The sequence below is a fragment of the Pseudomonas sp. St386 genome, assembly GCF_018325865.1.
Lineage (GTDB): Bacteria > Pseudomonadota > Gammaproteobacteria > Pseudomonadales > Pseudomonadaceae > Aquipseudomonas > Aquipseudomonas brassicacearum.
The window spans coordinates 2,136,538-2,157,664 of the sequence record NZ_AP021900.1; the positions used below are offsets into that span (position 1 = coordinate 2,136,538).

The 21,127-nt window shown below is 62.1% G+C and carries 16 protein-coding genes; 6 read left to right on the top strand and 10 right to left on the bottom strand.

The genetic code is table 11. The features are described from left to right. Positions 1–446 precede the first annotated feature (446 nt). Genes ccoP through ccoN form a run of 4 tightly spaced genes read right to left on the bottom strand, consistent with a single transcriptional unit; the run spans position 447 to position 3,647 of the window. Positions 447–1,400: a cytochrome-c oxidase, cbb3-type subunit III gene (gene ccoP, locus KI235_RS09405; protein WP_003199609.1), complete on the bottom strand. Its 954-nt coding sequence runs from the start codon at positions 1,398–1,400 to the stop codon at positions 447–449. After that, complete coding sequence (locus KI235_RS09410; protein WP_003199610.1) at positions 1,397–1,600, bottom strand: cbb3-type cytochrome c oxidase subunit 3; 204 nt, start codon at positions 1,598–1,600, stop codon at positions 1,397–1,399. The genes ccoP and KI235_RS09410 overlap by 4 nt, the downstream gene beginning before the upstream one ends. Before the next feature lie 3 nt (positions 1,601–1,603). Continuing rightward, the gene (ccoO, locus tag KI235_RS09415; RefSeq protein WP_003199612.1) at positions 1,604–2,212 is read right to left on the bottom strand and encodes a cytochrome-c oxidase, cbb3-type subunit II; all 609 of its coding nucleotides are present in this window, start codon (positions 2,210–2,212) and stop codon (positions 1,604–1,606) included. A 10-nt stretch (positions 2,213–2,222) separates the two neighbouring features. Next, on the bottom strand, positions 2,223–3,647 hold the full coding sequence (ccoN, locus tag KI235_RS09420; protein ID WP_003199614.1) for a cytochrome-c oxidase, cbb3-type subunit I: 1,425 nt from the start codon (positions 3,645–3,647) through the stop codon (positions 2,223–2,225). Positions 3,648–3,743: 96 nt separating this feature from the next. Here ccoN and KI235_RS09425 point away from each other — a divergent pair, with 96 nt between their 5' ends. Further along, positions 3,744–4,436 (top strand): alpha/beta family hydrolase, encoded by a 693-nt coding sequence (locus tag KI235_RS09425; protein ID WP_003199616.1) that lies wholly within the window; start codon positions 3,744–3,746, stop codon positions 4,434–4,436. 109 nt (positions 4,437–4,545) lie between these two features. Here KI235_RS09425 and KI235_RS09430 read toward each other — a convergent pair whose 3' ends face one another. From KI235_RS09430 to acnA, 3 genes are all read right to left on the bottom strand, one after another. Further along, positions 4,546–6,111, bottom strand: coding sequence for a PAS domain-containing methyl-accepting chemotaxis protein (locus KI235_RS09430; protein WP_003199618.1), 1,566 nt, complete (start codon positions 6,109–6,111; stop codon positions 4,546–4,548). 86 nt (positions 6,112–6,197) lie between these two features. Further along, a complete protein-coding gene (locus tag KI235_RS09435) occupies positions 6,198–6,986 on the bottom strand; it encodes a CPBP family intramembrane glutamic endopeptidase (protein WP_013692618.1) in 789 nt (262 codons plus the stop codon). 328 nt (positions 6,987–7,314) lie between these two features. After that, the gene (gene acnA, locus KI235_RS09440) at positions 7,315–10,056 is read right to left on the bottom strand and encodes an aconitate hydratase AcnA (RefSeq protein WP_003199621.1); all 2,742 of its coding nucleotides are present in this window, start codon (positions 10,054–10,056) and stop codon (positions 7,315–7,317) included. A gap of 172 nt (positions 10,057–10,228) precedes the next feature. Here acnA and rlmM point away from each other — a divergent pair, with 172 nt between their 5' ends. Beyond that, a complete protein-coding gene (rlmM, locus tag KI235_RS09445) occupies positions 10,229–11,317 on the top strand; it encodes a 23S rRNA (cytidine(2498)-2'-O)-methyltransferase RlmM (RefSeq protein ID WP_003199623.1) in 1,089 nt (362 codons plus the stop codon). Positions 11,318–11,461: 144 nt separating this feature from the next. Further along, complete coding sequence (tusA, locus tag KI235_RS09450) at positions 11,462–11,713, top strand: sulfurtransferase TusA (RefSeq protein ID WP_003183455.1); 252 nt, start codon at positions 11,462–11,464, stop codon at positions 11,711–11,713. Here the strand turns inward: tusA and KI235_RS09455 are convergent. Then, complete coding sequence (locus tag KI235_RS09455; RefSeq protein WP_280527343.1) at positions 11,710–13,152, bottom strand: MATE family efflux transporter; 1,443 nt, start codon at positions 13,150–13,152, stop codon at positions 11,710–11,712. The genes tusA and KI235_RS09455 overlap by 4 nt on opposite strands. Before the next feature lie 254 nt (positions 13,153–13,406). Here KI235_RS09455 and pdxB point away from each other — a divergent pair, with 254 nt between their 5' ends. Beyond that, complete coding sequence (gene pdxB / locus KI235_RS09460) at positions 13,407–14,561, top strand: 4-phosphoerythronate dehydrogenase PdxB (RefSeq protein WP_003199627.1); 1,155 nt, start codon at positions 13,407–13,409, stop codon at positions 14,559–14,561. 120 nt (positions 14,562–14,681) lie between these two features. Here the strand turns inward: pdxB and KI235_RS09465 are convergent, their stop codons facing one another. Further along, positions 14,682–14,861 (bottom strand): PA1571 family protein, encoded by a 180-nt coding sequence (locus tag KI235_RS09465; RefSeq protein ID WP_003199629.1) that lies wholly within the window; start codon positions 14,859–14,861, stop codon positions 14,682–14,684. A 249-nt stretch (positions 14,862–15,110) separates the two neighbouring features. Here KI235_RS09465 and KI235_RS09470 point away from each other — a divergent pair, with 249 nt between their 5' ends. Beyond that, a complete protein-coding gene (locus KI235_RS09470; protein WP_013692620.1) occupies positions 15,111–16,892 on the top strand; it encodes an ABC transporter transmembrane domain-containing protein in 1,782 nt (593 codons plus the stop codon). 89 nt (positions 16,893–16,981) lie between these two features. Here KI235_RS09470 and KI235_RS09475 read toward each other — a convergent pair whose 3' ends face one another. After that, positions 16,982–18,910 carry a transglycosylase SLT domain-containing protein gene (locus KI235_RS09475; protein ID WP_003199632.1) on the bottom strand — a complete coding sequence of 643 codons (1,929 nt, stop codon included), beginning with the start codon at positions 18,908–18,910 and terminating at the stop codon, positions 16,982–16,984. A gap of 214 nt (positions 18,911–19,124) precedes the next feature. Here KI235_RS09475 and KI235_RS09480 point away from each other — a divergent pair, with 214 nt between their 5' ends. Then, positions 19,125–21,044 carry an ATP-binding cassette domain-containing protein gene (locus KI235_RS09480; RefSeq protein ID WP_003199634.1) on the top strand — a complete coding sequence of 640 codons (1,920 nt, stop codon included), beginning with the start codon at positions 19,125–19,127 and terminating at the stop codon, positions 21,042–21,044. Positions 21,045–21,127: the final 83 nt, after the last annotated feature.

Below are 21,127 nucleotides of genomic sequence, written 5' to 3' on the forward strand. Positions count from 1 at the left end.
AAAAATCGGTCGCAAGTATGGAGAAAGCGGGGGGTCATTGCAACGCGCCATGACCTGGGTCAATGCTTTCCAAAGCTGATTCTGCGGCCTTTCCATGTTCCTTGTAGGGACAAAAATGGCCCACGGCAAAATGTCGCAACGAAGGAATGAGGCGAGGGGGTCAGGTCGGTTGTAACGGGGTGTGTTCAAACACAGCGTTCGGGTGATGCCAGGCAACTGTCGCAACAGCCGGTATTCACCTGCCTTTGCGGCCTTTTTGACGAACGATTGTCGAACGCATCGGGTCGGGTCGACCTGAAACCGGCAGTCGCCAGCGCACGCAAAGGCAAGCTTAGACCCGATTCCGGGGAACCGAAAGAAAGACTATGGGAGGGTGCGACAATGCGTCGCGCAGGGACACGGAGCAGCCGCATCCAGACGGATGCGGCTGTTCACGCGGTCAAGATTTATTCGCTTTTGTGTTCGGCTTGCAGGCGCTCGGCACCGGCGGTGTGGGACAGACTGTAGACGTAGGCGGCCAGCAGCTGCACCTTGTCATTGCCCAGCAACTCATTCTGCGCTGGCATGTGGCCCTGGCGACCATGGCGAATGGTCTGCTGCAACTGTGCCAGGCTGGTGCCGTAGATGAAGCCGGCCGGTTTCGTCAGGTTCGGCGCGCCCATGGCTTCGGTTCCCTGGCCGTTGGCGCCGTGGCAGGCGACACAGGTGGTGCTGAAGGCCTGTTGGCCGGCTTGCAGGTCGGCACCACTGTCCGCCGGCAGAGGCAGACCGGCCAAATCGTGGCGTACGTACGCGGCCACGTTCTTGACCCCGGCCTCTCCCAGCACTTCACCCCAGGCCGGCATCGCCGCCATGCGGCCGCCCATGATGGTGGTCTTGATGGTGTCGGCAGCGCCGCCCCAGCGCCAGTTGCTGTCGACCAGGTTCGGGAAGCCGAAGGCACCCTTGGCGTCCGAACCGTGGCAGACCGAGCAGTTGGAGGCGAACAGGCGGCCACCCATCTTCAAGGCTTGTGGGTCCTTGGCCACTTCCTCCACGGGCATGGCGGCGAATTTGGCGAAGATCGGCCCGAACTTGGCGTCGGCCTTGGCCATTTCCTTTTCCCATTCATGGGCGCCGGTCCAGCCGTTCTCGTAGCCTGGCAGGATGCCTTTCCAGTTGCCCAGGCCCGGATAGAGGACCAGGTAGCCGACGGAAAACACCAGGGTGCCGGCGAACAACAGGAACCACCACTGCGGCAGCGGGTTGTCGTACTCCTCGATGCCGTCGAAGCTGTGGCCCATGGTCTGGTCGACGCTGCCCTTGGTCTCGCCCTTGCGAGTGCCGATCAGCAACCAAGTCAGGCCGATGAGGCTGCCGATGGTCAGTACGCAGATCCACGTACTCCAGAAGGTGGTCATGGCCGGGTACTCCTTGTTGCAGGGTCTTGGGGGGTGGCGATGTCGGCAGGTGGCTCGTCGGCGAACGGCAGCAGGCGCGCTTCGGCGAACTCTGGACGACGTTTGCTGCTGAATACCCACAGGGTCAGGCCGATGAAGGCGATGAACACCACGACCGTGCCCAGGCCGCGGATCATTCCAGTACTCATTTCAAGAACCATGGCTCACCTCTTGCTCTTGATGGCAGTGCCGAGCACTTGCAGGTAGGCCACCAGCGCGTCCATTTCGGTCTTGCCCTTGAGCGAGGCCGTCGCGCCTGCGATGTCGTCATCGGTATACGGCACGCCCAGGGTGCGCATGGCGCGCAGCTTGCCTTCGGTGTGGCTGCTGTCTACCGCGTGGGTCACGAGCCACGGGTAGGCCGGCATTTTCGACTCGGGCACGACGTTGCGCGGGTTGTACAAGTGGGCGCGGTGCCAATCATCGGAGTAGCGCGCGCCGACCCGTGCCAGGTCCGGCCCGGTGCGCTTGGAGCCCCACAGGAATGGATGGTCCCAGACGCTTTCGCCGGCGACGGAGTAGTGGCCGTAGCGCTCGGTCTCGGCGCGGAACGGACGGATCATCTGCGAGTGGCAGCCGACGCAGCCTTCACGGATGTAGATGTCGCGGCCTTCCAGTTGCAGGGCGGTGTAGGGCTTCATGCCGTCTACCGGTTTATTGGTCACGTCCTGGAAGAACAGCGGCACGATCTGGGTCAGGCCGCCAATGCTCACGGCCAGGACCATCAGCAGCATCAGCAGGCCGACGTTTTTTTCGATTGTTTCGTGTTTCATGGTGGACTCCTCAGGCCATCTGCGCGGCAGCGGCGGCTTCGGCAGGCTGGTAGGCCCGCACGGTGCGCCAGGTGTTGTAGGCCATCAGCAGCATGCCGAGGAGGAAGATCGACCCGCCCGCCAGCCGCACGACGAAGCCTGGGTGGCTGGCCACCAGGGTTTCGACGAAGGAGTAGGTGAGCGTGCCGTCCTCGTTCACCGCACGCCACATCAGGCCCTGGGCGATGCCGTTGACCCACATCGAGGCGATGTAGAGCACGGTGCCGATGGTTGCGAGCCAGAAGTGCGCGTTGATCAGGCCGATGCTGTGCATCTGTGGCCGGCCGAAGACTTTCGGGATCATGTGGTACAGCGCGCCGATGGAAATCATTGCCACCCAGCCGAGCGCGCCGGCATGTACGTGGCCGATGGTCCAGTCGGTGTAGTGGGAGAGGGCGTTGACGGTCTTGATCGCCATCATCGGACCTTCGAAGGTCGACATGCCGTAGAACGCCAGGGACACCACCAGGAACCGCAGGATCGGGTCGCTGCGCAGCTTATGCCAGGCCCCCGACAGGGTCATCATGCCGTTGATCATGCCGCCCCAGCTTGGCGCCAGCAGGATCAGCGACATCACCATGCCCAGCGACTGTGCCCAGTCCGGCAGCGCGGTGTAGTGCAGGTGGTGGGGACCTGCCCAGATGTACAGGGTGATCAGCGCCCAGAAGTGCACGATGGACAAGCGATAGGAATACACCGGGCGCTCGGCCTGCTTCGGCACGAAGTAGTACATCATCCCCAGGAAGCCTGCGGTGAGGAAGAAGCCCACGGCGTTGTGGCCGTACCACCATTGCACCATCGCGTCCGTGGCCCCGGCGTACACCGAGTAGGACTTGGTGAAGCTCACTGGCAGTTCCAGGTTGTTGACGATGTGCAGGATCGCCACGGTCAGGATGAACCCGCCGAAGAACCAGTTACCGACGTAGATGTGCTTGGTGTTGCGCTTGGCCACGGTGCCGAAGAACACGATGGCGTAGGCCACCCAGACGATGGTGATCAGGATGTCGATCGGCCATTCCAGCTCGGCGTATTCCTTGGAACTGGTGTAGCCCAGTGGCAGGCTGATGGCCGCCAGCAGGATCACCAGTTGCCATCCCCAGAAGCAGAACGCGGCGATTTTCGGCGCGAACAGCTGCGTCTGGCAGGTGCGTTGCACCGAATAGAACGAACTGGCGAACAGGGCGCAACCGCCGAAAGCGAAGATCACTGCGTTGGTGTGCAGTGGGCGCAGGCGGCCGAAGCTGGTCCATGGCAAATCGAAGTTGAGTTGTGGCCAGACCAATTGGGCGGCGAGAAAAACCCCGAGCCCCATGCCGACGATGCCCCACACCACCGTCATAATGGCGAATTGGCGGACCACCTTGTAGTTGTAGGCGGTACTGATAGAAGTGTTCATGGTTCCCCATCCACGGTTCAGCCGAAGTGAGCGCCTGCGCAAGGCAGTGCGGCGTTCTTCGCCTGGAGTTATAGGCAGACTAAAAGCGAGGTCAGCATGGACAAACAGCACAAGGCCAGTATTGACGGGGATCAATGGGCGCGATGTGTAGCCGAACATGGCTGGTTATGGACAGCCGGACAATCGGTCGCTGGCGCCAAGGCGCCAACCCTGATCCTGGCCCATGGTGCCGGTGCGCCAATGGACAGTGGCTTTATGGAGGAAATGGCCGCGCGCCTTGCCGCGCATGGTGTCAACGTGTTGCGTTTCGAGTTTCCCTACATGGCCCAACGGCGCCAGGACGGGGGCAAGCGTCCGCCCAACCCGGCACCTAAGCTGCTGGAATGCTGGCGGGAGGTGTACACCACGGTGCGGCCTTATGTCGCTGGGCGGCTGGCGGTGGGGGGCAAGTCCATGGGCGGGCGCATGGCGAGCCTGCTGGCCGATGAGTTGGGCGCCGATGCGCTGGTGTGCCTGGGGTATCCCTTCTATGCGGTGGGCAAGCCGGAGAAACCACGGGTCGAGCACCTGGCGGCGTTGAAAACCCGGACCATGATCGTCCAGGGCGAGCGCGATGCGCTGGGCAATCGGGAGGCGGTGCAGGGCTACACCTTGTCACCGAGCATCGAGGTGTTGTGGTTGGTGGCGGGGGATCATGACCTCAAGCCGCTGAAGGCTTCGGGGTTCAGTCATGAGCAGCATCTGGAGGCGGCGGCGCAGAGAGTGGCCGGGTTTCTTCTTCAGAAATGATGATGCTGTTGCCGGCCTTATCGCGAGCTTGCTCGCGATAGCGATCTATCAGGCAACAAAAAACCCGGAAGCTTTCGCTGTCCGGGTTTTTTGATCAAGCCAACATCTATCAGCGATTAAACCGCTCCACCAACGAATACTGCGTGTTGGCCGTGCGGGTCAGCTCTTCGCTCAGCAGCGCCGAGCTGTGAGCCTGGCCAGAGGTCTGGTCGGCGAGAGCCGAGATGTTGCTGATGTTGCGGCTGATCTCCTCGGCCACTGAGCTTTGCTCCTCGGTGGCGGCGGCGATCTGGGTGGTCATGTCGGTGATGTGGGCCACCGCTTCGCTGATCCCCACCAGCGCCTCGTCCGCTTCCATGACCCGGGCCACGCCTTCTTCGGCCTGGCGATGGCCAGCGTCCATGGTCTGCACGGCGTTGGTGGCGGTCTGCTGGAGCTTGGCGATCAGGGCGTGGATCTGCCCGGTGGATTCGCTGGTGCGTTGTGCCAGTTGCCGCACTTCGTCAGCCACCACGGCAAAACCACGGCCCATCTCCCCGGCACGGGCCGCTTCGATGGCGGCGTTGAGGGCCAGCAGGTTGGTCTGGTCGGCGATGCCTTTGATCACGTCTACCACGCCACCGATCTCGTCGCTGTCCTTGGCCAACTGGGTCACGGTCTGCCCGGTTTCGCCGACCACCACCGACAGGCGCTCGATGGCTTCGCGGGTTTCGCCGGCGATGTCGCGGCCGCGGCTGGTCAGGCGGTTGGCTTCCTGGGTGGCATCGGCGGTGCGCTGCACGTGGCTGGCGACTTCCTGGGTCGTTGCGGCCATCTGGTTGACGGCCGTGGCGACCTGTTCGGTTTCCACCCGCTGGCGCTCCAGACCGCTGGAACTGTCATGGGCCAGGGTGTTGGACTGGCGAGCCTGGTCGTTAAGGTGCTCGGCGGTGTCCTGCAGGCGGGTCAGGCAGGTTTTCAGGCGCGCCTCCTGGCTGAGGATCGACATCTCCAGGCGTGCCTGGACGCCGCGGCTGTCGGTGTACATCCGGGCGATCAGCGGGTCGGACGTGGTCTGTTCGGCCAGGCGCAGCAGGCGCTTGATCCCGCGTTGCTGCCATTGCAGGCCCATCAGCCCCAAGGGCACCGCCAGCACGGCCGCCAGGGCAAAGCCCCAGGAGGAATCCAGGAACGCGCCGACGACGAAACTCAACTGGCTGACCAGGATAAACGGTAGCCAGTCCTGCAGCATGGGCACCCATTTGTCGCTGCCCGGAACCGCGGACTTGCCTTGGTTGATGCGTTGATAAAGCGCTTCGGCCCGGGCGATCTGTTCGGCGGAGGGCTTGACCCGCACCGATTCGTAGCCGACCACCTGATTGCCCTCGAACACAGGCGTGACATAGGCGTTGACCCAGTAATGGTCGCCGTTCTTGCTGCGATTCTTGACGATGCCCATCCATGGCAAGCCTTGTTTCAGCGTACCCCACATGTGTGCGAACACCGCGGATGGGACGTCGGGATGGCGCACGAGATTGTGCGGCGAACGAATCAGTTCTTCCTTCGAATACCCGCTGATGTCAACGAATGCGTCGTTGCAGTAGGTGATCACGCCCTTGGCGTCGGTGGTCGAAATCAATCGTTGCTGGGCCGGGAAGGTCCTTTCGCGTTGTGTGACGGGTTGGTTGTTACGCATGTGTGTAGATCCGCAAGGCTTTGAAAGGCTATGAAAGGTTGTCGGCGGTGTCAGGTTTAAATTGAAGTTATTTTTGCCTGTCGCTATCACGCCAGCATCGGGTAGGTAAATAGGGCGAAATGAAGCAGATTGAGGAGAAAATGCGTGGCAATCGCCGCACCCAGGCCGCCAAAACGATATGCCAGGCCGTAGCCGACCCCCGCCAGGCCCGACAGCAGCACCCATTGCCAACCTGCGCCAGCGTGTACCAGGCCGAACAGCAGCGAGGTCAGGAGCAGCGCCAGGTTGTCGCCGTAACTCAGGTGTTTGAAGCGCTGGCTCAAGCCTCCCTGAATGTAGCCGCGAAACAGCGCTTCCTCCACGAGCGTCACCAATAAAAGATTATTGAGCACCCACAGCCAGGCGTGCTCCGGCCACTTTGGTGCCCAGTGGATCATGCCCAGCAGCATCGCCCCGCCGAGGGCCAGCACCGCGCTCAGCGCCAGACCCAGGGCCGTGGCATAGACCGACAGGCGCAACGAGCGCCGACCGACGATCCAGGGGCAGGCCAGCAGCAGCCAGAATCCGATCAGGGGCTTGTCCTGGTTGAGGTACATGGCAAATGGCGCGGCGTCGTCGGTCAAGCGTTGAGCGGGGATCACCCGCCCGTTGAAGAAGCCGGGCATCCAATGCAAGGCCAACGCCAGGGCCATTACCACAAATAGAATGTGACCGAGAAACCGGCCGATTGGCATGGGTTGCTGGCGAACGGCATACCCGGCGAACAGCAATAGCGCGACTGAGATGAGGGCGGTCCAGGCCAACTGACCGTAAGCCAGGGCCAGGCCATAGCCGATGGCGAGCATGGCCAGGTAGGGCCAAGGTAAAGCGGGCATATAACATCCTTTTAGACGGTAGAGCTTTGGGCGAAAGTGGCCGCCGCGTCTATGACGCCGCCAGGTCGCGCAAAGAACACGTTTTGTATCCATGCAGGTTCATGCGTAGGAGGGTGCAAGCCGTTGGCTGACTCTGTTCCGTGAGTGCCGACGGGATTATAGGCAGGCTCGTGCAAAAACGCCGCCTGTTAAAACGCTAATGACGGTCAGGCAGCCGCAGAACCTGTGGGAGCGAGCTTGCTCGCGATAGAGGCTTGTCAGTCAACATCGATGTTGGCTGTTCTACCGCTATCGCGAGCAAGCTCGCTCCCACAGGGGGTGCTTATCTTTAACTGGCAATCAATTGCCGCAACACATAGTGAAGGATCCCGCCGGCCTTGAAATATTCCACTTCATTCAAGGTATCGATCCGGCACAACACTTCGATTCGCTCCTGGCTGCCGTCCTCGCGGGTAATGACCAGGGGCAGGTTCATGCGCGGCGTCAGTTCGACGTTGTTGAGCCCGAGGATGTCCAGGGTTTCCTTGCCCGTGAGGTTCAGGCTCTTGCGGTTCTGGTCGAGCTTGAACTGCAACGGCAGCACGCCCATGCCCACCAGGTTGGAGCGATGGATACGCTCGAAGCTTTCGGCGATCACCGCCTTGACCCCCAGCAGGTTCGTGCCCTTGGCTGCCCAGTCCCGGCTCGACCCGGTGCCATATTCCTGGCCGGCGATCACCACCAATGGTGTGCCCGCGGCCTGGTACAGCATGGCGGCGTCGTAGATCGGCATTCGTTCGCCACTGGGAATGTAGATCGTGTTGCCGCCTTCTTCGCCGTCGAGCATTTCGTTGCGAATGCGGATATTGGCGAAGGTGCCGCGCATCATCACCTGGTGGTTGCCGCGCCTGGACCCGTAGGAGTTGAAGTCTCGCGGCTCCACGCCTTGTTCGCGCAGGTAGCGACCGGCCGGGCTGTCCGCCTTGATATTGCCAGCCGGGGAGATGTGGTCGGTGGTCACCGAGTCTCCCAGCAGGGCCAGGACCCGGGCGCCTTCGACGTTCCTGACAGCCGGTGGCGGCCCGTCGATGTCGTCGAAGAACGGCGGGTGCTGGATGTAGGTCGAGTCGTCCTGCCAGACGTAAGTCGCCGCTTGCGGCACTTCGATGGCCTGCCATTGCTCGTCACCGGCAAACACGGCGGCGTATTCCTTGTGGAACATGCTGGTGTTGACCTGGGCCACGGCGGCGGCCACTTCCTGGCTGCTGGGCCAGATGTCCCGCAGGTACACCGGCTTGCCGTCCCGGTCGTTGCCCAGCGGCTCGCTACTGATATCGATACGCACCGTGCCGGCCAGGGCATAGGCGACCACCAGTGGCGGCGAGGCCAGCCAGTTGGTCTTCACCAGTGGATGCACCCGGCCTTCGAAGTTGCGGTTGCCTGACAATACCGAGGCCACCGTCAGGTCGGCTTTCTGGATGGCTTTTTCGATGGGCTCCGGCAATGGTCCGGAGTTGCCGATGCAGGTGGTGCAACCATAGCCCACCAAGTCGAAACCAAGTTTATCCAGGTACTCGGTCAGGCCGGCCGCCTTGTAGTAGTCGGTGACCACCTTGGAGCCCGGCGCCAGGGAACTCTTGACCCAAGGCTTGCGGGTCAGGCCTTTCTCCACGGCTTTTTTCGCCAGCAGCCCGGCGGCCATCATCACGCTGGGGTTGGAGGTGTTGGTGCACGAAGTAATGGCGGCAATCACCACCGCGCCGTTTTTCAGGCGATGGGTGTGGCCTTCGAATTCATATTCGGCTTCGCCCACCTGATCGGCATTGCCCACCGCGACGCCACCGCCACCTTCACTTTCCAGGCGACCTTCTTCTTTGCTGGTGGGTTTGACCTGCAACCCCAGGAAGTCGCTGAAAGCCTGGCCGACATTCGGCAACGAGACCCGGTCCTGCGGGCGTTTCGGTCCGGCGAGGCTGGCTTCGACGCTGCTCATGTCCAGCTCCAGGGTGTCGGTGAACACCGGTTCCTGGCCGGGCAAGCGCCACAGGCCCTGGGCCTTGCAATAGGCCTCGACCAATTTCACCGTTTCCGCTGGGCGTCCCGACAGGCGCAAGTAATCCAGGGTCACATCGTCCACCGGGAAGAAACCGCAGGTGGCGCCATATTCCGGGGCCATGTTGGCGATGGTGGCGCGGTCGGCCAGGGGCAGGTCGGCAAGGCCGTCGCCATAGAACTCGACGAATTTGCCCACCACGCCTTTCTTGCGCAGCATCTGCGTGACGGTCAGCACCAGGTCGGTGGCAGTGATGCCTTCGCGCAGCTTGCCGATGAGTTTGAAGCCGATGACCTCGGGAATCAGCATCGACACCGGTTGGCCGAGCATGGCGGCTTCCGCCTCGATCCCGCCGACGCCCCAGCCCAGCACGCCGAGGCCATTGATCATGGTGGTGTGGGAGTCGGTGCCCACCAGGGTGTCGGGGAACGCGTAGGTGCGACCGTCTTCCTCTTTGGTCCACACGGTGCGGCCCAGGTATTCGAGGTTGACCTGATGGCAGATGCCAGTGCCCGGCGGCACCACGCTGAAGTTGTCGAAAGCGCTCTGGCCCCAACGCAGGAAGGCGTAGCGTTCGCCGTTGCGTTGCATTTCGATGTCGACGTTCTGCTCGAACGCCTGGCTGCTGGCGAATTTGTCCACCATCACCGAGTGGTCGATCACCAGGTCCACCGGCGACAGCGGGTTGATCCGCTGGGGATCGCCGCCGGCCTTTTCCACGGCGGCGCGCATGGCGGCCAGGTCGACCACGGCGGGGACGCCGGTGAAGTCTTGCATCAACACCCGGGCGGGGCGGTATTGAATCTCGCGGTCGGAACGGCGCTCCTTGAGCCACCCGGCCAGGGCCTTGAGGTCGGTGCCGGTGACGGTTTTTTCATCTTCCCAGCGCAGCAGGTTTTCCAGCAGTACCTTCAACGACATGGGCAGTTTGTCCAGGTCGCCCAGGCTTCGGGCGGCATCCGGCAGGCTGAAGTAGTGGTAGGTCCTGGCGTCGACTTGCAGTGTTTTAAGGGTTTTCAGGCTATCGAGGGACGGCATTGAAATCACTCCTTTGAGTCCGCACGGCTACGGACTGACGGAACGGACAGAGCCTTTAACCTAGCCCTGTTTTGAGCGTATGACTAATCACTGGACTCTATGGGCAGGTTCGCGGTTCCGAACTCCGCTATCATGCGGCGGTTTTCGTGACAGGCTTTGCTACGGAGTTTCAATGAACACGCTTTTCATGCACTGCCGGCCAGGCTTCGAAGGCGAGGTCTGTTCCGAGATCGCCGAACACGCGGCCCGGCTCAACGTGGCCGGCTACGCCAAGGCCAAACCGGCCAGTGCCTGCGCTGAATTTGTCTGCACCGAAGACGACGGCGCCGAGCGGCTGATGGGCGGCCAGCGTTTCGCCGAACTGATTTTTCCGCGCCAGTGGGCGCGCGGTACGTTCATCGATTTGCCGGAAACCGATCGCATCAGCGTCATCCTGGCCCACATGGCCGCTTTCCCGACCTGTGGCAGCCTGTGGCTGGAAGTGGTGGATACCAACGACGGCAAGGAACTGTCGAACTTCTGCAAAAAATTCGAAGGCCCGTTGCGCAAGGCGCTGATTGGCGCCGGCAAGCTGGTGGACGACTCGCGCAAGCCGCGCCTGCTGCTGACTTTCAAGAGTGGCCGCGAAGTGTTCCTGGGCCTGGCCGAATCCGATAACTCGGCGATGTGGCCCATGGGCATTCCCCGCCTGAAGTTTCCCCGGGAAGCGCCGAGTCGTTCCACCCTCAAGCTTGAAGAGGCCTGGCACCATTTCATTCCCCGGGATCAGTGGGACGAGCGCCTGCACAGCGACATGACCGGCGTGGACCTCGGCGCCGCGCCGGGTGGCTGGACCTGGCAACTGGTCAACCGGGGCATGCTGGTGACCGCCATCGACAATGGCCCGATGGCCGAAAGCCTGATGGACACCGGCCTGGTGCAGCATCTGATGGCAGACGGCTTCACGTTCAAGCCCAAGCAGCCGGTGGACTGGATGGTCTGCGATATCGTCGAGAAACCGGCACGCAACGCGGCGATGCTGGAAGAGTGGATTGGCGAAGGGCATTGCCGCGAGGCCGTGGTCAACCTCAAGCTGCCGATGAAACAGCGTTATGCCGAGGTCAAACGCCTGCTCGAACGCATCGCCGAGGGGTTCAAGGCTCGGGGGATCAAGGTCGAGATCGGTTGCAAGCAGCTGTACCACGACCGCGAGGAAGTGACGTGCCATCTGCGGCGGTTGGACACGAAAAAGCCCCGTGGGAGCAAAGCTTGCTCGCGATGAACGATGACGCGGTCCGGAGATCGAGGTGCCTGCATCGCGGGCAAGCCTTGCTCCCACAGTCTTGCTCTCACATGTTTGCCGCCCCACAGGCTTTGCTCAGAACCGACATTGCGCGACAATGCCGGCCAGTTTCAGGAGTAGAACATGAGTGAAATGAACGACACGCCGGTCGACGGCACGCTGGATGCCACGGGGCTCAATTGCCCGGAACCGGTGATGATGCTGCACCAGCACATCCGCGACCTGGCCCCCGGTGGCCTGCTGAAAGTCATCGCCACCGACCCCTCGACTCGCCGCGACATCCCCAAGTTTTGCGTGTTCCTGGACCACGAACTGGTGGCCCAGCAGGAGGAAGCGGGCACTTACCTCTACTGGATCCGCAAGAAACTCGCTTAATCCGTCGAGCGGCTGATGCGGATCTGCTTGCGCGCGCTGCGTGCCAGGCGGATCGACAGCATCAGCGCCGCGCAGCTCAAGCCCACGATCAGGCCTTGCCACAATCCGCTCGGGCCGCTGGCGGCACCGAGCCAGTCGGTCAGGCCCAGGGCGTAACCCACCGGCAGGCCGATGCCCCAATAGGCGAACAGGGTCAGGATCATCGTTACCCGGGTGTCCTGGAAGCCGCGCAACGCGCCTGCCGCCGTGACCTGGATCGCATCGGAAAACTGAAACAGCGCCGCGTAGACGATCAGCATCGAAGCCACGTCGATCACCACCGGATCGGCGGTATAGATCGCCGCGATAGGCCCGCGCAGCGCGAACATCAGGCTCGCCGACAGGCAGGCGTACGCCAGGGCCGTGCCCATGCCCACACCAGCGGCGAAGCGCGCTTCGCGAGGCTGACGACGACCCAGGGCCTGGCCGACCCGCACCGTGACGGCCATGCCCAGGGAGTAGGGGATCATGAACACCAGGGAGCTGAAGTTCAGCGCGATCTGGTGCCCGGCCACCACCGTGGCACCGAGGCTGCCGATCAGCAGCGCGATCACCGCGAAAATGCTCGATTCGGCGAACACCGCAATGCCAATCGGCAAGCCGATGCCCAGCAGGCGCTTGATGACCGCCCATTGCGGCCAGTCGAAACGGCTGAACAGCCGGCTCGACTGATAGGCCGGTGCCCAGCGGGCCCACCCGGCCATGCCCAGGGCCATGACCCACATCACGATGGCCGTGGCCCAGCCGCAACCGACGCCGCCCATGGCGGGCACGCCGAGGTGCCCATAGATGAAGATGTAATTGAGCGGAATGTTCAGCGCCAGCCCGCACAGCCCCAGCACCATCGCTGGCCGCGTGCGTCCCAGGCCGTCGCTGAAGCAGCGCAGTACGTGATACAGCGCCACGGCCGGCAGGCCCGTGCCGATGCCCCGCAGGTATTCCATGCATGGGCCAATCAGTTCGGGGTCGACATTCATGATGTGCAGGATCGGTTCGGCGCTGAACAGCGCCAGTGTGGCGATCAACCCCACCACCAATGCCAGCCACAGCGCCTGGCGCACCAGCGGCCCGATCTCGTCGAACGTACCGGCGCCGAAGCGCTGGGCAACTTTCGGGGTGGTCGCCAGCAATGTGCCGGTCATCAACAAGAACACCGGCACCCAGATCGAGTTGCCCAGGGCCACGGCGGCCAGGTCCCGCGGGCCAACCCGACCGGCCATCACCGCATCGACAAACCCCATGGCGGTGGTTGCCAGTTGCGCCACCATGATCGGCAAGGCCAGGGCCAGCAAGGTCCTGAGTTCAAGACGAACCCGGGCCGGGCGGGAGAGGGTGGTGGGGTATCGATTGCAGGGTTCACAGGGAAAGCGTCCGAAAAGATTAAGCGCAAGGCGGCGAATTCTACGCTTTGACACAGTGGTCAGGAAAAATCCTGTGTTGTGGATTTGTAATCGTTTTTTCAGTTTTCGAGCACCTGTGGGAGCAAGGCTTGCCCGCGATGAAGATGATGCGGTCTGCCGAGGAACCGAGGCGCCGGCATCGCGAGCAAGCTTTGCTCCCACATACATTCCCTCGCCACAACATCATTCGCTCCGGGTAATGCACAGGCCCAACGGAACGCCTACACTGCCCCTCCCGCCAAAGGAGCTTTGCCATGCTGATCGTCGCCGACGAAAACATCCCCCTGCTTGATGCATTTTTCCAAGGATTCGGCGAAATCCGCCGGGTGCCGGGCCGGGGGATCGACCGGACGATGGTCGAGCAAGCCGATGTGCTACTGGTGCGTTCGGTCAGCCAGGTCAATCGGGCGCTGCTGGAAGGCAGCAAGGTGCGCTTCGTCGGCACCTGCACCATCGGCACCGATCACCTGGACCTGGACTATCTTGCCGAGGCTGGTATCCGCTGGGCCAGCGCGCCGGGCTGCAATGCCCGTGGCGTGGTGGACTATGTGCTGGGCAGCCTGATGACCCTGGCAGAAATCGAAGGCGCGCAACTTGAGCAACGAACCTTCGGTGTGATCGGCGCAGGCCAGGTGGGCGGGCGGTTGATCGAGGTGCTCAAGGGGCTGGGCTGGACCGTGAAGGTCTGCGATCCGCCGCGTCAGGCCGCCGAAGGGGGCGACTATGTGAGCCTGGAGCAGATCATCGAGCAGTGCGATGTGATCAGCCTGCACACACCGTTGACCCGCGACGGCGAGCAACCGACCTGGCACCTGTTCGACGAAGCGCGTCTGAACCAGCTCAAGCCCGGGACCTGGCTGATCAACGCGGCCCGCGGCCCGGTGATCGACAATGCCGCGCTACGTGAAGTGTTGCTGGAACGCGAAGACCTGCAAGCGGTGCTGGATGTCTGGGAGCAGGAGCCCACCGTGGATGTGGACCTGGCCGATTTGTGCGTGATCGCCACCCCGCACATTGCCGGTTACAGTCTCGATGGCCGCCAGCGTGGCACCGCCCAGATCTACCAGGCCTTGTGCGCTTTCATGGAGCGGCCGGTTGAAGTCAGCCTCAGCGACCTGTTGCCTCGGCCTTGGCTGGGTGGCATCACCCTGGATGCCGCAACCGACCCGGCCTGGGCCTTGGCGGCGCTGTGCCGGAGCGTGTACGACCCCCGTGGTGACGACGCGAACTTTCGCCGCAGCCTGGTGGGCACAGTCGGCGAACAACGCAGCGCGTTCGACGCCTTGCGCAAGCACTACCCGCCACGGCGGGAAATCGACAGCCTGAAGGTTGGTATCGAGGGGCAGTCGGCGGCCTTGCAACAGATCGTGACAGCGCTGGGTTGTGGGAGCAAAGCTTGCTCGCGATGAACGATGACGCGGTCAGGGGACCGAGGTGCCTGCATCGCGGGCAAGCCTTGCTCCCACAACGTTTCTCGCAGGCATAAAAAACCCGACATCAAGGTCGGGTCCAATTGAAGACGGGCTGTATCACTTTTGTTCGGCAGGCTTGACCAGTCGTTTTTCCAGCTCGCTGCAGGCTTTCTGGATCATGTCTTCGGTGATCGGTACTTCGCGCCCTTGGGCATCGATGAACGAGCAGCCCAGAGACTGGTCCGGTTGCGTGCGGATTACTTGAATCTTGTCGTCGCTGCTGTGTTGCAAGGACATGGCCTGTCTCCTCATCAGGTTGTGTGCCTACTTTAATGTCGCCAGGTGACCGAGCCATGACACTCCTTGTAGGTTCATGGCGACACCTCCACTCAATCAGAAACATAGTTGCGTTTCCAGCCAGACTTTAGACCGATAACATCTAGCCTCTAGTCGTTGTGGTCATATTTAACCTGACTCATTCTGATTCAATTTGGTTCCGCTACGCTTTGGCGTCGCTGGCCGGCCTTTTTCCTGCTGCATTATCGGATGCCCTTGATGCTTTCTTCCCGACATCGCCGTGCCATACGCCTGGCCAGCGGCTTCATCGCCCCTTACCGCAAACAGGTCGTCGGCGCCTTGCTGGCCCTGATTGTCACCGCCGGTATTACCTTGTCCATGGGCCAAGGCATCCGGTTGCTGGTGGATCAGGGCTTCATGACCCGCTCACCGCACCTGCTCAATCAATCCATCGGCCTGTTCATGGTACTGGTGGTGGGGTTGGCGATCGGTACGTTTTCACGTTTTTACCTGGTGTCCTGGATCGGCGAGCGGGTGGTGGCCGATATCCGGCGGCAGGTCTTCAACCATCTGGTGTACTTGCACCCCGGTTTCTACGAAAACAACCGCAGTTCGGAAATCCAGTCGCGGCTGACCGCCGATACGACCTTGCTGCAATCGGTGATCGGTTCGTCGCTGTCGTTGTTTTTGCGCAACGCCTTGATGGTGGTAGGCGGCATCGTGCTGCTGTTCATCACCAATCCCAAGTTGACCAGCATCGTGGTGATTGCCCTGCCGCTGGTATTGGCACCGATCCTGGTCTTTGGTCGTCGGGTGCGCAGCTTGTCGCGCCAGAGCCAGGACCGGATTGCCGACGTCGGCAGCTACGTCTCCGAAACCCTTGGGCAGATCAAGACCGTGCAGGCCTACAACCACCAGGTCCAGGACGAACAACGATTCTCCGTGACGGTGGAACAGGCTTTCGACACTGCCCGCAAGCGCATCGCCCAGCGGGCCTGGCTGATCACCCTGGTGATCGTGCTGGTGCTGGGCGCGGTGGGGGTGATGCTCTGGGTCGGCGGCATGGATGTGATCGCCGGGCGGATTTCCGGCGGTGAGCTGGCGGCATTCGTGTTCTACAGCCTGATCGTCGGCAGTGCCTTCGGCACCCTGAGCGAGGTGATCGGCGAGCTGCAACGGGCGGCGGGTGCGGCAGAGCGCATTGCCGAGTTGCTGCGTTCGGAGAACATTATCCAGCCGCCGGCTTCAGGTCTTGTCACGTTGCCGGAGCGGGTCCGGGGCGACCTGCGCCTCGAAGGCGTGCGTTTTTCCTATCCCTCCCGGCCTGACAGCTATGCGGTCGACGGCCTCGACCTGACTATCAAGGCCGGTGAGACCCTGGCCCTGGTCGGGCCTTCCGGTGCGGGCAAGTCAACGGTGTATGACCTGCTGCTGCGTTTCTACGATCCGGTGCAAGGGCAGATACTGATCGACGACGTGCCGTTGACTCAACTTGATCCGTTGGACCTGCGCCGTCACTTCGCCCTGGTTTCACAAAATCCGGCACTGTTTTTCGGCACGGTCGAAGAGAACATCCGCTACGGCAACCCTGGCGCAACGTCCGAGCAGGTGCGTGAGGCCGCGCAGATTGCCCACGCCCACGATTTCATCGAAAAAATGCCCGACGGCTACCAGACCCACCTGGGTGACGGTGGTCTCGGGTTATCCGGCGGTCAACGCCAACGCCTGGCCATCGCCCGGGCGTTGCTGGTGGACGCGCCGATCCTGCTGCTGGACGAAGCCACCAGCGCCCTCGATGCGCAAAGCGAACACCTGATCCAGCAAGCCCTGCCCAACCTGATGAAAAACCGCACGACCCTGGTCATCGCCCACCGCCTGGCCACGGTGAAAAACGCTGACCGGATCGCGGTGATGGATCAAGGCAAGGTGGTTGCGGTGGGCACTCACCAGGAGCTGGTTGCCAGCAATGCGCTGTATGCGCGGCTGGCGGCGTTGCAGTTCAATGTGGGGTTGGAGGCGGCAACCGACTAAGTATGGTCCCTTGTGGGAGCGAGCAAAAAAAAGCCCGCATCTTTCGATGCGGGCATTTTTTTCTCCTCAGGAACCGCTTTTGCTAATAATCACTGATCATCGAAATACCGCTCATGCCAATCCACCAGCGGTTGCGGCGAGTTGAGTTTCTGGCCGTAGATCACCGAGTACGACAATACGTTCTGCACGTATTGGCGGGTTTCGTCGAACGGGATGCTTTCGACCCAGACGTCGAAGCTCAAGTGGTCGGCGCCGCGCAGCCACTGGCGCACGCGACCGGGGCCGGCGTTGTAGGCCGCCGAGGCCAGGACGCGGTTGCCGTTGAACTGGCTGTGAACCTGGCTCAGGTACGCCGCGCCCAACTGGATGTTCTTGTCCGGGTTCAACACTTGCTGTGGTGAGGCCAGGGGAATGCTGAACTTGCGCGCGGTTTCCTTGGCGGTGCCAGGCATCAGTTGCATCAGGCCGGCGGCACCGACGCCGGAACGGGCGTCGTCCATGAAGGCGCTTTCCTGGCGGGTAATGGCGAACGCCCAGCTTGGATGCAGGCCGCGGATCTTGGCTTCGCGCACCAGGGTGTCGCGGTGGGCCATCGGGAAGCGGATGTCCAGGTCGTCCCAGTACTTGGCCTGGCTGATGGTGCGAATGGCCGGGAAATACCACTTCAGGTCATACGCCAGTTTGGCCTGGGCGACCATTTCGTCGCGGTTGAAATGACGGCTGACGTGATACCACTCGCGGCGCCCGTCGACGATGTCCCCACGGGCATGAAATTCCAGCGCCCGACGCACGCCAGGGGTGTTGCGCACTTTGTTGATCAGCGCCTGGCTCATCACCAGCGGCTTGTTGACTAGCGAGTACGGTGACTGGGAACGATCGGCAGCCAGGAAACCATAGAAATCCCGTTCACGGGCCAGGTGCTTGTAGAGCGCCAGCGCTTCGGGGTTCTGCGGCTGCGCCAGTTCCAGCGTGCGGGCTTGCCAGTACCTCCAGCGATTGGTGCTCGACAGCGACTCGGGCAGGCGACGGGTCAGTTGGTAGGCGTCGTCCCAGCGGGCCAGGCGCAGCAGCAGGCGCAAGCGCCATTCCGAAACGGTGTCATCGCGCAGTTCCGGGTCGTATTTCGTCATCACGTCCAAGGCCCGGCTGTCGAAGCGCTTGGCCAGGGTCAGGCCGATTTCCCGGGCAATCGCAACTTTTTCATCACGGGAAAAATGCATGGTACTGGCGTAGCCGTCCAGCAGTGCCATGGCCTTTTCCGGATCCTGGCGGGCCAGGCGACGCAGGCCGAGGCTGACGATATCGGACATCGGCTCATCGGCCGGGATGAAGCGCGAGGGCTGGTTGAGCAACTCGGGCTTTTGCGCCACGTCCACCAGCAGCTTGCCGCGGGGGGCGAGGGTGGTCAGGCCGCTGACCAGGCTGTTGGCCAGCGGGTAGTTGCGGGCCTGGGCCGCCAGTTTTGTGCGTTCCCAGCGTTTCTGTTCGGTCAACTGGCCCTGGGAGGCCCATAGACCGAACAAGGCATCGCACGCCTGGGGCTGGGATTTACCGGAGAGCCACAGCTTTTCGGTATTGGCATAGCCTTCGGCCTTCAAGCCATGGCTGAGCTGGTACTGGGCGTTAAGGCAGTCCAGTTCGGTGAAATTGAGCTTGGGATCGTAATACTTGACGAAGGTCTCCCAGTCGCCGCGTTCGGTCAGCCAACGCAGCCAGCGCAATTTCATCCAGTTGGCCTGGGGCAGGTCACCATGTTCGGCGAGGAACTTCTCGATTTCGGCGTTGCTGGCGCTCTTGAGGCGAGCGGTCAATTCGTCGTAGGCCAGATAGGGTTCCAGCGGATAATCACGCAGGGCCTGGCTGTAGCGAAAGTAAGGGCCGGAATCACCCTTGGCCAAGGCGCGCTTGGCCTCGTCGTAATATTGGCGTTGAGTGGAGATATCCACCGCCTGCGCGGATTGAACGGCAGTGGCACATACAAAAAGACACGATAAAACACTTAAAAGGCGACTGCGCATGAGACGTCCGGGCATAAAAAAACATGACAAGCCCAAGGGGTAACCCAGGGTAACTGTCTGTAGCTTAGCCTTTTGCCAGCAGCCGGCGAAAGCTTTGCAGGGCCGTCGGTGCAAGTTCGCAACATTTGTTATGCAGAGTGCTTCGGTGGCGAAATTGGCGGAACCTTGAGGCCTCATCTCAGGTAGAATGCGCGCCCGGTTTTTGGAGAAGCTCATGACCCTGCTCAAATTCAGCGATGTGTCCCTTGCTTTCGGCGCTATGCCGTTGTTGGACAAGGTGTCCTGGCAGATCGCCCGTGGTGAGCGGGTGTGCATCATCGGCCGCAACGGCACTGGCAAGTCCAGCATGATGAAGCTGGTCAAGGGCGATCAAAAGCCCGATGACGGCTCGGTCTGGCGCGCGCCAGGCCTGAAAATCGGCGAATTGCCCCAGGAACTGCCGGTGGCCGACGAGCGGACCGTATTCGATGTGGTCGCCGAAGGCCTGGACGGTGTCGGCGCGCTGTTGGCCGAGTACCACCACCTGAGCCAGAACATCGTCACCGATGCCGACCTGGACAAGTTGATGCACGTGCAGCACGACCTTGAAGCCCGAGACGGCTGGCGTCTGCAGCAACTGGTCGACAGCACCCTGAGCCGCCTGCAATTGCCGGCCGACAAGACCCTGGCCGAGTTGTCCGGCGGCTGGCGTCGTCGCGTCCTGCTGGCCCAGGCCCTCGTGTCCGAGCCGGACCTGCTGCTGCTCGACGAACCGACCAACCACCTGGACATCGGCGCCATCGCCTGGCTTGAAGAAGCCTTGAAGGACTTCCAGGGTGCGGTGCTGTTCATCACCCACGACCGTTCCTTCCTGCAAAACCTGGCGACCCGCATCCTTGAACTGGACCGTGGCGGCCTGATCGACTGGAACGGCGACTACGCCAGCTTCCTGGTGCACAAGGAAGCGGCGCTGGCGGCGGAAGAAACCGCTAACGCGTTGTTCGATAAGAAACTGGCCCAGGAAGAAGTCTGGATTCGCCAGGGTATCAAGGCGCGTCGCACCCGCAACGAAGGCCGTGTGCGGGCGCTCAAGGCCTTGCGCATGGAGCGCAGTGAACGTCGCGAGCGCACCGGCAAGGCCAACATCCAGCTGGATACCGCTGACAAGTCCGGCAAGCAGGTGATGGTCCTTGAGAACGTGAGTTTCGCGCACCCGGGCGGCCCGTTCCTGATCAAGGACTTCTCCATGGTGCTGCAGCGTGGCGATCGCATCGGCCTGCTGGGTGCCAACGGTACCGGCAAGACCACCTTGCTCAAGCTGATGCTCGGTGGCCTGGTGCCGACCAATGGCAAGGTGGAAGAGGGCACGAAGATCGACGTCGCCTACTTTGACCAGTTGCGCCATCAGTTGGACCTGGAAAAGACCGTGATCGACAACGTCGCCGAAGGCCGCGATTTCATCGACATCGATGGCCAGAGCCGCCATGTGCTGAGCTACCTTGGCGATTTCCTGTTCAGCCCCCAGCGTGCCCGTACGCCGGTCAAGGCGCTGTCGGGTGGCGAGCGCGCCCGTCTGTTGCTGGCCAAGTTGTTCAGCAAGCCGGCGAACCTGCTGGTGCTCGACGAACCGACCAACGACCTGGACGTGGAAACCCTGGAGTTGCTGGAAGAGGTGTTGCTGACCTTCAACGGCACCGTGCTGATGGTCAGCCACGACCGGGCATTCCTCGACAACGTGGTCACCAGCACCCTGGTGTTCGAAGGCGAAGGCCTGGTGCGTGAATACGTCGGTGGCTATCAGGACTGGCTGCGCCAGGGCGGCTCGCCGCGTCTGCTGGGAGTAACCGAAAGCAAGTCTGGCAAGGCCGACCTGAATTCGGCCGTGGTCAAGGCCGAGCCAGCCCCGGTAGCTGCCGCGGCGACCCCGGCACCGGCCAAGAAAAAACTCAGCTACAAGCTGCAGCGTGAGCTGGAGGCGCTGCCGGGTGACATCGACGCGAAGGAACAGCAGATCGCCGCGGTGGAAGCCGAGATGGCTGACGCCGGCTTCTACCAGCGACCTGCTGCCGAAACCGCCAAGGTCATCGCGCATCTGGAGCAGTTGCAGGTCGAGCTGGACGCACTGGTCGAGCGCTGGGCTGAACTGGACGCTTGATCTGCTGTTGAAAAAAAATCCCGGAATTCAGCAATGAACGCCGGGATTTCTATTTGAGACGCTATTCCCCTGTAGGGGTGAGC